Here is a 13,617-nt window from a genome sequence, read left to right as displayed (position 1 = left end):
TCCTCAGGCGGCGTTCTTGAGTTTCGGGTCCAGCGCATCGCGCAGGCCGTCGCCCATCAAGTTGATTGCCAGCACGCTGAGCAAAATGGTCAGACCAGGCAGGCTCACCACCCACCAGGCGCGTTCGATGTAGTCGCGGGCCGAGGCCAGCATGGTGCCCCACTCAGGGGTTGGCGGTTGTACGCCGAGGCCGAGGAAGCCCAGTGCGGCGGCATCGAGAATGGCCGAAGAAAAGCTCAGGGTTGCCTGCACGATCAGCGGCGCCATGCAGTTGGGCAGCACGGTGATGAACATCAGGCGCGGCAGACCAGCACCGGCCAGACGCGCGGCGGTGACGTAGTCACGGTTCAGTTCGCCCATGACGGCGGCACGGGTCAGACGCACGTAGGACGGCAGGGAAACCACAGCAATCGCGATCACGGTGTTGATCAGGCCAGGGCCGAGGATGGCGACGATCGCCACGGCCAGCAGCAGCGACGGCAGAGCCAGCATGATGTCCATCAGGCGCATGATGGTCGGACCGACCACTTTCGGAAAGAAACCGGCGAACAGACCCAGCAGGATCCCCGGAATCAACGACATCACCACCGACGACAAGCCGATCAGCAGCGACAGGCGCGAACCCTGGATCAGACGCGACAGCAGGTCACGGCCGAGTTCGTCGGTGCCGAGGAGGAACTGCATCTGCCCGCCTTCGAGCCACGCCGGTGGCGTCAGCAGGAAGTCACGGTATTGCTCGCTCGGGTTGTGCGGCGCGACCCACGGCGCGAAGATCGCGCAGAAGATGATCAGCAGCATGAACAGCAGGCCGGCAACGGCGCCCTTGTTCTTCGAGAACGCTTGCCAGAATTCTTTGTACGGCGACGGGTACAGCAGGCTTTGATCCACGGCGGACGTGGCGGTGGCTACTGAGGATGTTGGAGTGCTCATGGGTATTGACCTCAGCGCTGATGACGGATGCGTGGGTTGGCAAAGCCGTAGAGGATGTCCACCACGAAGTTGACCAGAATCACCAGGCAGGCGATTAACAGGATGCCGTTTTGCACCACCGGATAGTCCCGGGCGCCGATGGCTTCGATCAGCCATTTACCGATGCCGGGCCAGGAGAAGATGGTTTCGGTCAGGACCGCACCGGCCAGCAGCGTGCCGACCTGCAGGCCGACCACGGTCAGCACCGGAATCAGCGCATTGCGCAGACCGTGCACGAAGACCACGCGCGACGGCGACAGGCCTTTGGCCTTGGCGGTGCGGATGTAGTCTTCGCGCAGCACTTCGAGCATCGACGAACGGGTCATCCGCGCGATTACCGCCAGCGGAATGGTGCCGAGCACGATCGCCGGCAGGATCAGGTGATGCAGGGCGTCGAAGAACGCGCCGACGTCATCGGCCAGCAGCGTGTCGATCAGCATGAAGCCGGTTTTCGGCTCGATGTCATACAGCAGGTCGATGCGCCCGGAGACCGGGGTCCAGCCCAGGCTCACCGAGAAGAACATGATCAGGATCAGGCCCCACCAGAAGATCGGCATCGAATAGCCCGCGAGGGAGATGCCCATCACCCCGTGGTCGAACAGCGATCCTCGTTTGAGTGCCGCGATCACCCCGGCCAGAAGCCCGAGGATGCCAGCGAACAGCAGGGCGGCCATGGACAGTTCCAGGGTCGCCGGGAAAAGAGAGGTGAACTCGGTCCACACGCTTTCACGGGTACGCAAGGACTCACCGAGATCGCCCTGGGCCAGTTTGCCGATGTAGTCCAGATACTGGGCATACAGCGGCTTGTTCAGCCCCAGGCGTTCCATTGCCTGAGCGTGCATTTCGGGGTCGACCCGACGTTCGCCCATCATCACTTCCACGGGGTCGCCCGGAATCATGCGAATCAACGCGAAAGTCAGCAAGGTGATGCCGAAAAACGTGGGGATCAACAACCCCAGTCGGCGGGCAATAAAACTAAACATCTTGTGTGGTACCTCATCAGCCGGTTAGGCGTGCCCGGTGTTCCATAGGTCAGGAGCACCGGGCGTTTCTTATCTACTTCACCTGGGTGGTGGCGAAGTTATTAGTGGTGAGAGGGCTGATGTGGTAGCCCTCTACATTGTTGCGCATTGCAGTGAACATCCGAGTATGGGCCATGCTGATCCATGGCTGGTCCTGATTAAACAGCACTTGGGCCTGTTCGTAGAGCGCGGCGCGTTCGGCCGGATCTACTTTAGCCCGTGCTTCATCCAGCAGTGCCTGGAATTTCTCGTTGCACCAGCGTGCGTAGTTTTCGCCGTTCTTGGCGGCCTCGCAACTGAGCATAGGCGTCAGGAAGTTATCCGGGTCGCCGTTGTCGCCCGCCCATCCGGCCGAGACCATGTCGTGCTCGCCGGCCTTGGCGCGCTTGAGCATCTCGCCCCATTCCATCACGCGGATGTCGATCTTGATCCCGACTTTCGCCAGGTCAGCCTGCATCATCTGCGCACCGAGCATCGGGTTGGGGTTGGTCGGACCGCCGCCGTTACGGGTGAACAGGGTGAAGGTGGTGCCTTCCGGAACCCCGGCTTCCTTGAGCAGCTTGCGCGCTGCGTCGAGGTCGCGCGGCGGGTTCTTCAGATCATGGTTGTAGCCGAGCAGGGTCGGCGGGTACGGGTTGACCGCCACCGACGCATTGCCCTTGCCGAACAGCGCGTTGACGTAGGCTTCCTTGTCGAACGCGATGTCGATGGCTTTGCGCACGCGCACGTCGCTCATGTACTTGTGCTGGGTGTTCATGGCGATGTACGAAACGGTCATCGCGTCCAGCTCGTCGACTTTCAGCTTGCTGTCTTTCTTGATGCTCGGGATGTCATCCGGTTTCGGATACAGCGCGACCTGGCATTCGTTGGCCTTGAGCTTTTGCAGGCGCACGTTGTTGTCGGTGGCGATCGCCAGGATCAACGCGTCGGCCGGCGGCTTGCCACGGAAGTAATCCGGGTTGGCCTTGAAGCGCACCTGCGCATCCTTGGCGTAACGCTGGAAGATGAACGGGCCGGTGCCGATCGGCTTGTTGTTCAGATCGCCAGTCTTGTTGGCCTTGAGCAACTGGTCGGCGTATTCGGCCGGGTAGATCGACGAGAAGGCCATGGCGATGTCGGCCAGGAACGGCGCTTCGCGGCGGGTCAGGGTGAACTTGACTGTGTTGTCGTCGACTTTTTCTACGCTTTTGAGCAATTCCTTGAAGCCCATGCTTTCAAAGTACGGGAAGCCCACGCTCGACAGTTTGTGCCACGGGTGATTCGGGTCCAGCTGACGCTGGAAGCTCCAGACCACGTCGTCGGCATTCATGTCGCGGGTCGGCTTGAAATATTCGGTGGTGTGAAACTTGACGCCTTTGCGCAGGTGGAACGTGTAGGTCAGGCCGTCTTCGCTGATGTCCCACGACTCGGCGAGTGCAGGGATCACCTCGGTGGTGCCGGGCTTGAAATCGGCCAGGCGGTTGAAGATGGTTTCGGCCACAGCGTCCGCCGTGACTGCAGTTGTGTACTGGACCATATCGAAGCCTTCCGGGCTGGCTTCGGTGCAGACCACCAAGGGTTTGGCCGAGGCGCCGACAGCGACACTCAGCAACGCAGCCGCGATGGCCGCACGTAGGGGAAGCATTTTCATCGATAACCCTCTGCAATCGGTTGAAGACAGAAAACCGAACGGCCGACTCATCATGAGTCAGCCGTCGGTTGGCGTTTTTACAGAATGTTGAACGGGATGGTGGTCACGAGACGGAACTCGTTGATGTTGCCGTCAGCCTGATGCTCGCTGGCGCGGTGAGTGGTGTACGTCGCGCGAATTGCAGTGGCTTTGAGCGGGCCGCTTTGCACAGCGTAGGAAGCCCCGACACCGTATTCATAGTGAGACTCGCCATCCATCAGGCTCAGGTCGCCGCGCTTGGCGCCCGGATCGGTGTAGGCGGTGCCGCGGTAGTGAGTACCGTCGATGCCCCAACCGCGTGCCTGGTAGATATTGAACTTCAGGCCAGGTACGCCGTATTCGGCCATGTTGATGCCGTAGGCAATCTGGAACGACTTCTCGTTCGGACCGTTGAAGTCCGACAGCAGGGAGTTGGCCAGGTAGATGCCGTTGGTTTCGTGCAGGTAGTCGAAGTACTCGTTACCGTTAACTTCCTGGTACGAGAACGTCAGGCTATGGGCCTGGTGAGTCAGACCCAGCGACAGCGAGTAGGTATCGTTGTCGATGTTACCCATCAGCTTTTTGCCTTCATCGACGGTCTTGTAGTAGTTCAGACCGGTGGTCAGGCTCAGCACCTGGCTGTCACCCAGTTCGTGGGTGCCACCGAAGTAGTACTGGTTCCAGAAGTCTTCGACATTGGCCACATAGAGGCTGGTTTTCAGGCTTTTCAGCGGCTGGTAGTTCACGCCTGCGGTGTAGACCTTGTCGGTTTCCACGCCCGTTTGCGAATATTCGGTGCGGAATTTCGACAGGCTCTGCTCGGTACGCGGCGATACGCGGTCGAAACCGCCCAGGTCGAACGACAGGTTGTTGAATTCCTCGCTGTGCAGGCTGATACCTTCAAAGCTCGAAGGCAGCGGTCGGTTGCCGATGACATCAACGATCGGCGTGCTGAAGTTCTGGCGGCCGGCAGTCAGGGTAGTGTTCGACACGCGGAACTTGACGTTGGCCAGACCCAGTTTGCTCCACTGGTCAACGGCGTCGCCGTCGGAGTCCGCCAGAGTACGGTTGGAACCGCCGGCGATGTCCTTGCGATCACGATCCAGCACAATGGCGTTGTAAGCGGCGACTTCGGTGCTCACGCCCACGGTGCCTTGGGTGAAGCCCGAGGTGTAGTTGACGATGGTGCCTTGCACCCAGTTGATGCGACGCGCAGTCGGCGTCTTGACCAATGGCGAAGTATTCTTGTCGCTGTTTTTCACGTAGCTGAAACGGTCATCACGACGCTTCAGTTCGTTGGCGTACCAGTTACGGGTTGTACCGCCCAGGCTTTGTCCATCGATAAAGCCTTTGGCCTCGCTTTGGGCGCTGCTGCCGGCCAATGTGGTAGGGACGAACTCCTGACTTGCAGGTTCGGCGTACGCGGTAGCAGTGATGCTGCTGATGGCCAGGGCCAGTATCGCGGTGCTGCTCAGTTTCATGGGTGAAGCTCCTTTACTTTCTTTTTATCCCGGCTTTTTTTGGTATGCCGGTTATTGGTTTAGAACTCGTTCACACATCGCAAACGTTTGCAAAAAGCCGGATGGGCGAATTTCGGCAAAGCGCTTGCGTGAGGGGAGTAGACGGCTCCCCTCAGCATTGCGGCTAATCGGTTGGTTTAATCGATACTGACACCCGAGAACACGTTGCGGCCGAACGGGCTGACTTTGAACCCTTCGACCCGGGTGCTTAACGGCTGGTTGACCGTCGAGTGGGCGACAGGCGTGATCGGCACTTGCTGTTTAAGCAATTGCTGGGCCTGTTTATAAAGCACGGTGCGCTGGTCGCGGTCGGTGACGACCTTGGCCTGTTTGATCAGCTTGTCGTACGCCGGGTCGCACCACATCGAATAGTTGTTGCCGCCGATGGCGTCACAGCTGTACAGCGTGCCCAGCCAGTTGTCCGGGTCCCCGTTGTCACCGGTCCAGCCGATCAGGCTGACGTCGTGCTCGCCGTTCTTGGTGCGCTTGATGTACTCGCCCCATTCGTAGCTGACGATCTTCACTTTCAGACCGATCTTGGCCCAGTCGGACTGGAGCATTTCGGCCATCAGCTTGGCGTTCGGGTTGTATGGACGCTGCACCGGCATTGCCCACAGGGTGATCTCGGTGCCTTCTTTCACGCCGGCGGCCTTGAGCAGTTCCTTGGCTTTTTCCGGGTTGTAGGCGGCGTCCTTGATGGTGTCGTCGTAGGACCACTGGGTCGGTGGCATGGCGTTGACGGCCAGTTGGCCGGCGCCTTGATAAACAGCGTTGAGAATTCCCTGTTTATTCACCGCCATGTCCAGTGCCTGACGCACTTCCAGTTGATCGAACGGCTTGTGGCGCACGTTGTAGGCGATGTAGCCGAGGTTGAAGCCCGGCTTGGAAATCAGTTGCAGTTTCGGGTCGGCCTTCAGTGCTTCAACATCGGCAGGCCGCGGGTGCAGGGTGATCTGGCACTCGTTGGCCTTGAGCTTCTGCACGCGTACCGAAGCGTCGGTGTTGATCGCAAAAATCAGGTTCTTCAGCTTGACCCGGCTCGGATCCCAGTACTGCGGGTTGCCGGTATAGCGGATGTTCGAGTCTTTCTGGTAGCTCTTGAATACGAACGGCCCGGTGCCGATCGGCTTCTGGTTGATGTCGCTCGGCTTGCCGTCGGCCAGCAGCTTGTCGGCGTATTCGGCAGACAGAATCGAAGCGAAGCTCATCGCGATGTTCTGGATGAACGCGGCATCGACGCTGTTGAGCGTGAACTCTACGGTCAGCGGCCCGGTCTTCTCGACCTTGGCGATGTTCTTGTTCAGGCTCATCCCGTTGAAGTACGGAAACTCGGTGGGATACGCCTTGCGGAACGGCTGTTGCGCATCGAGCATGCGAGTGAACGTGAACACGACATCGTCAGCGTTGAAATCGCGGCTCGGCTTGAAGTAAGGGGTTGTATGAAATTTCACGCCTTCACGCAGGTGAAAGGTGTATTTCAGGCCATCTTCGGAAATGTCCCACTTGGTCGCCAGGCCCGGTACGACATTGGTCGCGCCTTTTTCAAACTCGACGAGGCGGTTGTACAGCGGCTCGGCGGCGTCGTTGTCGGTGGCCGTCGTGTACTGCGCGGTATCGAAACCCGCCGGGCTGCCTTCCGAGCAAAACACCAGGCTGTCGCTGGCGGCGTAGCTTGCAGACGTGGCGGCCAACAGGCCGGCGCCCAACAGTGCGGAAAAAATCAAGGTATGGCGCATGACGCTCCCTCTTTTTAGTGTTGTGCAATGCGTCAGGGTCCCTATCCCGGGACTTTCTGGTCGCATTGAGCTCAATCCAATACGTACGGCAAAACCGGTGGCCCACGCAGACACTGGTCAGTACGCGACGGTAGGCACCGTGCCTCTGGCAGTAAATACGTAATTGCCTTAATGCTCGTAGGAAAAGTCGACGCGCCTATACCGAAGCAATCATCTGCGGCGGATTTGGGTGTAGGCCTTTTCCTTTTTTCCCGGTAGATAAAGCAACGGCGACGTCAGAAACGCCGCCGTTGCAATGTCTTACTTGCTGACGCTGACGCCGTAGAAGGAATTCAGGCCAAATGGGCTGATCTTGAAATCCTGCACGTTGGCGCGCATGGGTTGATACACCGTCGAGTGAGCGATAGGTGTCATTGGAACTGCATCTTTGAGGACGTGTTGCGCCTGTTTGTACAGCTCGGTGCGCTTGCCCTGGTCGGTAGTGCGTTTGGCTTCTTTCACCAGGCCGTCGAACTTCTTGTCGCACCACTTGGAGAAGTTGTTGCCGCTCAGCGAGTCGCAGCCGAACAGAACGTTGAGCCAGTTGTCCGGATCACCATTGTCACCGCTCCAGCCAATGATCATGGCCTGGTTCTCGCCACCTTTGGAACGCTTGATGTACTCGCCCCACTCGTAGCTGGTGATCTTCACTTTCAAGCCGATCTTGGCCCAGTCGGACTGGAGCATTTCAGCCATCAGTTTGGCGTTCGGGTTGTATGGACGCTGCACCGGCATCGCCCACAGGACGATCTCGGTACCTTCCTTGACGCCGGCTTCCTTGAGCAGCTGTTTGGCTTTCTCAGGGTCGTACTTGGCATCCTTGATGGTGGTGTCGTAGGACCACTGGGTCGGCGGCATGGCGTTGACGGCCAGTTGGCCGGCGCCCTGGTAAACCGAATCGATGATCTGCGGCTTGTTCACGGCCATGTCCAGCGCCTGACGCACGCGCAGGTCAGCCAGTGGGTTGGCCTCGTTGCTGCCCTTGACCTTGTCCATCACGTTGTAAGCGATGTAGCCGAGGTTAAAGCCGGCCTGATCCGGCATCTTCAGCGACTTGTCTTCTTTCAGCGCTTTCAGATCGGCCGGACGCGGGAACAGGGTGACCTGGCACTCGTTCTTTTTCAGCTTCTGAATACGCACCGACGGGTCGGTAGTGATGGCGAAGATCAGGTTGTCGATCTTCACGTCTTCAGGTTTCCAGTAATCCTTGTTGCCGGTGTAACGGATGTTCGAGTCTTTCTGGTAGCTCTTGAACACAAACGGGCCGGTGCCGATCGGCTTCTGGTTGATGTCGGCGGCTTTGCCATCCTTGAGCAGTTGGGCCGCGTATTCGGCGGACTGCACGGACGCGAAGCTCATGGCCATGTTCTGGATGAACGCGGCGTCGACTTCTTTCAGGGTGAACTTGACGGTGTGGTCGTCGACTTTATCGATCTTGGTGATGTTGGTGTCCATCCCCATGTCGGTGAAGTACGGGAATTCGGTCGGGTAGGCCTTACGGAACGGGTCGTCCTTGTTGATCATGCGGTTGAACGTAAACAGCACGTCGTCGGCGTTGAATTCACGAGTCGGCTTGAAATACGGGGTGGTGTGGAACTTGACGCCTTCACGCAGGTGGAAGGTGTAGGTCAGGCCATCATCGGAAATGTCCCACTTGGTCGCCAGGCCAGGAATCACGGCGGTGCCGCCGCGCTCGAACTGGGTCAGGCGGTTGAACATGGTTTCGGCTGAGGCGTCGAAGTCGGTTCCGGTGGTGTACTGGCCTGGATCAAAACCGGCCGGGCTCCCTTCGGAGCAGAACACCAGGTTAGTCGCAGCGGTGGCGAAAGGTGCGGAGGCTAACAAGCCTGCGCCGACTAGAAACGGAATGACCGCGTGTTTAAGCATGTTGGCCTCATGATTTGTTGTCATTTTTTAGTTGTGAGGTACGACCTCGTGAGTCGTGCCTGCGGATACTTATGCAGGCCCCATACCCAATGCAAGATCCAGAGCGGTCGGCGGCGTTAAACGGTGGCACGAACGTACCTTAATGTCGCATCCGTATAACTTTTGACGCATTTGACCGTTTGCGGGTGGTTTTTGCGGTGCATTCGGGGCACTGAATTGGTGCGCTGGAGGTGTCGGGTGCGCTTGGGTGGGGCTTGGTGTTACTTATTTATACCCTTGGGGATGGGCGGGGTTGAGGGGTTTTTGGGGTGGCTTAGGGTGGGGTGGATTGGGGCAGGGATTGGGGAGTTTTACTTGGTGCAACTGGGTGTTTCGATTGGTGGCACCTTGGCGGGCTTTGGGCCGATCAGGGTGTTGGTTGGTTTGGGTGAATATCCGTTGCTTCGGTAGCGGCTGCTGGCGGTTTCGCCCTTACGGCGAGTCACCTTTTTCAAACGCCAAAAAGGTAACCGAAAAGGCTTGCTCCTGCGTTCGGCCCTCGCAGGCTCGGGTTCCTTCGCTCCGGGACTGATCCGGGCGCAGCGGCTCCGGTTTGCTTCGCTGCACCTCCTTCCGCTGTGTTCGACTTCGTCGAACGGTCGCTGCGCTCCCACGCCCGGATCAATCCCTCCACTCAGCCTTCCGACGTCGCCGGTGGATCAAGATCAAGAGCAGGCGAGCTGGCACTCGGCCTATTGAGTGGTGAAGAGCGGGTGTTCGGCGTTATTTTTGTTGTGGATTTGCCCCTCACCCCAGCCCTCTCCCCGAGGAGAGGGGGCTGATTTGTGTGCTTTTCAAATCCTGAGTTCAACTCGGAATTTCACGTTGGCGTATCTCCCCCAAACACCTCGTTCAGTCCCCTCTCCCTCTGGGAGAGGGTTAGGGTGAGGGTTTGCTTTTTGGCTGTTTAAATTCGATGCGAAACAGCCAGAACCTTCCCACAAGGTTTTCAGGTTGTCCGTCGGACGTCCGCTCTCTAGGCTTGGGTCGTCGCTGGTTGTTCAGCGATCGGGTGTGAGAACCCGGAAAATTAGTGATTCAGTGCGCATGTCCGCATAATTGCCGCCAGCTCTTCAGTTGTCTGCAATAGCGATATGGCGACTGTGTGCGGGCAGACTTCGGTCTGGCCGGTTTTCCTATTTTTCCGGTTTCTCACCCCGCACATAGTTGCCACCCACTTCGCCGCGTGAGAAACGGCAGGTGATGGCGTTCATTTAGCAAAGTAGGGCTATTTAATGACCAAACCAGTCCCCGACCCACCCGAAGAAACCTCAACCCCCCTCGAAGCCGCGCTGCGCGCCGACGATCTCGCAAAAAACCGCGAAGCCATCAAGCGTGCCCTCGATTTCTATCTCTGCCCGCCCCCCGGCAAACCCCATCCACCCGGCACGATGTTTCAGATCCGGCCCGACATCGACACCGAAAGCCTGCTGGCTCACGCCTGTGAGTCCCTTGCTTCAGCCAATACGCTGGCCAGCGATTTCGCCGATCAGCTTGGTCGTCCGCAGCGCAATACGGCGCTGGCGATTCAGCAGATCATTATGCTGGCGGAGCTGGCGGTGAATCGGGCGCTGGATCGGGTTGATCCGCACGCTTGAGATCGCGTCATCGTTCTTCGCGAGCAGGCTCGCTCCCACATTCAAATGCGTTCAACCTGTGGGAGCGAGCCTGCTCGCGAAGCGGTGGATCATTCACTACAAAACCCGGACACAACCGGCAACCATTTACTGATTGCCGGTCTTTCATTCAGCCAAGCTCAAATCACTGCATCAGCACTTCAATCGAGCCATCAGCGGTCATGCTGACCTGGCTGGTGCCGGCTTCAACTTCCGGGGTCACCGGCGCGGAATCCATGGCCGCGGCTTTCATCATCATCGGCGCGCGCAGGTACGGTTGTGGGTAACCGTTGCTGTTGAGGTTCAGGTTGACGATTTTGTAGCCCTTGCCGCCCAGTGCATCGGTGGCCAGTTGCGCGCGGGTCTTGAAGGCGGTGACGGCTTCTTTGAGCAACTGGTCTTCGCTGGCCTTGCGCGTTGGATCGGCGATGGCGAAGTCCATGCCACCCATTTTCAGCTCGGTCAGCAACTCGCCGGTGAGTTTGGACAGGGCGGCGAAGTCGGTGCTTTCCAGGCGCAGTTCGGCGCGTTCGCGCCAGCCGGTGATCTTCTGGCCTTTGGTGTCGTAGATCGGATAACTGTTGCGGCTGCCCGTGCGCAGGGTGATGTCTTTGACTTGTTTGGCCTGGGCGGTGGCCTTGTTCATGGTGGTGCTGATGGCGGCGGCGAGTTTGGCCGGGTCGGTGTTCTGCTCTTCGGTGTAGAGCGTCACGATCATCTGGTCGCGGGCCACTTCCTGGCTGACTTCGGCGCGCAGGGAAATCTGGTTGTAGTGCAGCTCATCGGCGGCCAGCGCCGGGAGGCTGGCGACGCTGCCGACGGTCAAAGCGAGGAGGGCGGCGCTGCGGCGAAATGTGTGCATGAAGGCTCCTTGAGTGAGGCGCAGGTGATGGGTCGCGGCCTGCGTGAACCATCAGACCCTAACTTCTATGATCCGGTTCGCCCAGTTACAACTTCTATACAGATACCTGCGCGCAGTGGGAAGTGCTTCTGTGGCGAGGGGATTTATCCCCGTTCGGCTGCGCAGCAGTCGCAAATCCGGCTGATGCGGTATGTCGGGTTAAATGAGGTCGCATGACTTGGGGCGGCTCCGCCACCCAGCGGGGATAAATCCCCTCGCCACAATTGATCTCCAATAGCCCTCGGCATCTTCTTCAACTCAGATGAATTCTCCATCGCCGCCATGTGGTCGTTTGCCGCACTTTCGCCTCTGAACCCCGCACGTTGGTTATACTCCGTGCGATCCGCCTGGAGCGCTCATCAGGAGAGCTCATGCTCGCCCCCGTACAACTGACTTCCGCCACTCGCCAGAACCTCTGGCGGCTGACTTTCATCCGCACCCTGGTGCTCGCCGCGCAGGCCGGGTCCGTGGGGCTGGCCTACTGGCTGCAATTGTTGCCGTTGCCGTGGGTGCAATTGGCGATGACCCTGGGCTGCTCGATTCTGCTCTGCGTGTTCACTGCCGTGCGCCTGCGCACATCGTGGCCGGTGACCGAGCTCGAATACGCGCTGCAACTGGCCTGCGATCTGGTGATTCACAGTGCGCTGCTGTATTTCTCCGGCGGCTCGACCAACCCCTTCGTTTCTTATTATCTGGTGCCGCTGACCATCGCGGCGGTGACGCTGCCGTGGCGTTATTCGGTGATTCTGTCGGGCATCGCGCTGGCGCTTTACACGGTAATGTTGACGCGTTTCTATCCGCTGGAAACCCTGCCGGTCGCCCGTGAGAATCTGCAGATCTACGGCATGTGGCTGAGCTTTGCCCTGGCCGCTGCGGTGATTACCTTCTTCGCCGCGCGCATGGCTGAAGAGCTGCGCCGGCAGGAAGAACTGCGCGCGATCCGTCGGGAGGAGGGGCTGCGCGATCAGCAGTTGCTCGCCGTTGCCACCCAGGCCGCCGGTGCGGCGCATGAGCTGGGTACGCCGCTGGCGACCATGAGCGTGTTGCTCAAGGAAATGCAGCAGGACCATCCCGATGCGCTGCTGCAGGACGATCTGAAAGTGCTGCAGGATCAAGTCAAGCTGTGCAAGGAAACCTTGCAGCAACTGGTCCGCGCCGCTGAGGCCAATCGGCGCCTGGCGGTGGAGATGCAGGACGTTACCGACTGGCTCGACGAGGCGTTGAACCGTTGGCACCTGATGCGCCCGGAGGCCAGTTACCGCTTCCAGCGTCTCGGCCAGGGGGCGGTGCCGCGCATGGCGCCGCCGCCGGATCTGACCCAGGCTTTGCTGAATCTGCTCAATAACGCCGCTGACGCCTGCCCGGAAAACCTCCAGGTGACGCTGGACTGGGACGCAGAGACTTTGACCATCAGCATTCGCGATCACGGCGCCGGTGTGCCGCTGGCCATCGCCGAGCAGATTGGCAAGCCGTTTTTTACCACCAAGGGCAAAGGTTTCGGCCTGGGCCTGTTTTTGAGCAAGGCCAGCGTGACACGCGCCGGCGGCTCAGTGAAACTCTATAGTCATGAGGAAGGCGGCACGCTCACCGAGCTGCGCCTGCCCCACGGCGCCCGAGGAGACCAACATGAGTGACGAAATCCAAGTCGAAGGCGAAGAACTGCCGCATCTGCTGCTGGTCGACGACGACGCGACCTTCACCCGCGTCATGGCCCGCGCCATGGCCCGCCGCGGCTTTCGCGTCAGCACTGCCGGTTCTGCGGAAGAAGGCCTGACCATCGCCCAGGCCGATCTGCCTGACTATGCCGCGCTGGACCTGAAAATGGACGGCGATTCCGGTCTGGTCCTGCTGCCCAAGCTGCTGGAACTCGATCCGGAAATGCGCGTGGTGATCCTCACCGGTTATTCGAGCATTGCCACGGCGGTCGAGGCGATCAAGCGTGGCGCCTGCAACTACCTGTGCAAACCAGCCGATGCCGACGACGTGCTGGCCGCGTTGCTGTCCGAGCACGCCGACCTCGACAGTCTGGTGCCGGAAAACCCGATGTCGGTCGACCGCCTGCAATGGGAGCACATCCAGCGCGTGCTCACCGAGCACGAAGGCAACATTTCCGCCACGGCCCGCGCGCTGGGCATGCACCGCCGCACCTTGCAGCGCAAACTGCAGAAGCGCCCGGTGCGTCGCTGAACCTGCGCTGAACGACTATCGCCAGCCCTCGCGATAAATCGCGCCGATCATCT

The 13,617-nt window shown here is 59.5% G+C and carries 10 protein-coding genes; 3 read left to right on the top strand and 7 right to left on the bottom strand.

Features of this window, described 5'->3' with window-relative positions:
* Positions 1-3: 3 nt before the first annotated feature.
* From ND528_RS25015 to ND528_RS24990, 6 genes are all read right to left on the bottom strand, one after another.
* On the bottom strand, positions 4-930 hold the full coding sequence (locus ND528_RS25015; RefSeq protein WP_016771721.1) for an ABC transporter permease subunit: 927 nt from the start codon (positions 928-930) through the stop codon (positions 4-6).
* 11 nt (positions 931-941) lie between these two features.
* Entirely contained in the window at positions 942-1,952 is a 1,011-nt protein-coding gene (locus ND528_RS25010; protein WP_016771720.1) for an ABC transporter permease subunit, read from the bottom strand.
* Positions 1,953-2,025: 73 nt separating this feature from the next.
* Complete coding sequence (locus ND528_RS25005; RefSeq protein ID WP_130910323.1) at positions 2,026-3,621, bottom strand: ABC transporter substrate-binding protein; 1,596 nt, start codon at positions 3,619-3,621, stop codon at positions 2,026-2,028.
* A 77-nt stretch (positions 3,622-3,698) separates the two neighbouring features.
* Positions 3,699-5,120, bottom strand: a complete 1,422-nt coding sequence (locus ND528_RS25000) for an OprD family porin (RefSeq protein WP_122699944.1) — start codon at positions 5,118-5,120, stop codon at positions 3,699-3,701.
* 176 nt (positions 5,121-5,296) lie between these two features.
* A complete protein-coding gene (locus ND528_RS24995) occupies positions 5,297-6,895 on the bottom strand; it encodes an ABC transporter substrate-binding protein (RefSeq protein ID WP_024011591.1) in 1,599 nt (532 codons plus the stop codon).
* A 300-nt stretch (positions 6,896-7,195) separates the two neighbouring features.
* Positions 7,196-8,821 carry an ABC transporter substrate-binding protein gene (locus ND528_RS24990; protein ID WP_016771716.1) on the bottom strand — a complete coding sequence of 542 codons (1,626 nt, stop codon included), beginning with the start codon at positions 8,819-8,821 and terminating at the stop codon, positions 7,196-7,198.
* A gap of 1,274 nt (positions 8,822-10,095) precedes the next feature.
* Between ND528_RS24990 and ND528_RS24985 the strand changes: the two genes are divergently transcribed.
* Positions 10,096-10,458, top strand: a complete 363-nt coding sequence (locus ND528_RS24985) for a DUF6124 family protein (RefSeq protein ID WP_137215512.1) — start codon at positions 10,096-10,098, stop codon at positions 10,456-10,458.
* A gap of 163 nt (positions 10,459-10,621) precedes the next feature.
* Here ND528_RS24985 and ND528_RS24980 read toward each other — a convergent pair whose 3' ends face one another.
* Positions 10,622-11,338 carry an SIMPL domain-containing protein gene (locus tag ND528_RS24980; protein WP_137215511.1) on the bottom strand — a complete coding sequence of 239 codons (717 nt, stop codon included), beginning with the start codon at positions 11,336-11,338 and terminating at the stop codon, positions 10,622-10,624.
* A gap of 410 nt (positions 11,339-11,748) precedes the next feature.
* Between ND528_RS24980 and ND528_RS24975 the strand changes: the two genes are divergently transcribed.
* Both ND528_RS24975 and ND528_RS24970 read left to right on the top strand, forming a co-directional pair.
* Positions 11,749-13,011 (top strand): ATP-binding protein, encoded by a 1,263-nt coding sequence (locus ND528_RS24975; protein ID WP_212615312.1) that lies wholly within the window; start codon positions 11,749-11,751, stop codon positions 13,009-13,011.
* A complete protein-coding gene (locus tag ND528_RS24970) occupies positions 13,004-13,564 on the top strand; it encodes a response regulator transcription factor (protein WP_003221630.1) in 561 nt (186 codons plus the stop codon). The genes ND528_RS24975 and ND528_RS24970 overlap by 8 nt, the downstream gene beginning before the upstream one ends.
* Positions 13,565-13,617: the final 53 nt, after the last annotated feature.

The organism is Pseudomonas mercuritolerans, from assembly GCF_025706525.1.
Lineage (GTDB): Bacteria > Pseudomonadota > Gammaproteobacteria > Pseudomonadales > Pseudomonadaceae > Aquipseudomonas > Aquipseudomonas mercuritolerans.
This window is presented reverse-complemented; position numbering and strand designations above follow the sequence as displayed.

What these genes read in the sequence shown, in the direction of transcription:
- ND528_RS25015 (WP_016771721.1), bottom strand. Translation starts at nt 930, where the DNA reads ATGAGCACTCCAACATCCTCAGTAGCCACCGCCACGTCCGCCGTGGAT.
- ND528_RS25010 (WP_016771720.1), bottom strand. Translation starts at nt 1,952, where the DNA reads ATGTTTAGTTTTATTGCCCGCCGACTGGGGTTGTTGATCCCCACGTTT.
- ND528_RS25005 (WP_130910323.1), bottom strand. Translation starts at nt 3,621, where the DNA reads ATGAAAATGCTTCCCCTACGTGCGGCCATCGCGGCTGCGTTGCTGAGT.
- ND528_RS25000 (WP_122699944.1), bottom strand. Translation starts at nt 5,120, where the DNA reads ATGAAACTGAGCAGCACCGCGATACTGGCCCTGGCCATCAGCAGCATC.
- ND528_RS24995 (WP_024011591.1), bottom strand. Translation starts at nt 6,895, where the DNA reads ATGCGCCATACCTTGATTTTTTCCGCACTGTTGGGCGCCGGCCTGTTG.
- ND528_RS24990 (WP_016771716.1), bottom strand. Translation starts at nt 8,821, where the DNA reads ATGCTTAAACACGCGGTCATTCCGTTTCTAGTCGGCGCAGGCTTGTTA.
- ND528_RS24985 (WP_137215512.1), top strand. Translation starts at nt 10,096, where the DNA reads ATGACCAAACCAGTCCCCGACCCACCCGAAGAAACCTCAACCCCCCTC.
- ND528_RS24980 (WP_137215511.1), bottom strand. Translation starts at nt 11,338, where the DNA reads ATGCACACATTTCGCCGCAGCGCCGCCCTCCTCGCTTTGACCGTCGGC.
- ND528_RS24975 (WP_212615312.1), top strand. Translation starts at nt 11,749, where the DNA reads ATGCTCGCCCCCGTACAACTGACTTCCGCCACTCGCCAGAACCTCTGG.
- ND528_RS24970 (WP_003221630.1), top strand. Translation starts at nt 13,004, where the DNA reads ATGAGTGACGAAATCCAAGTCGAAGGCGAAGAACTGCCGCATCTGCTG.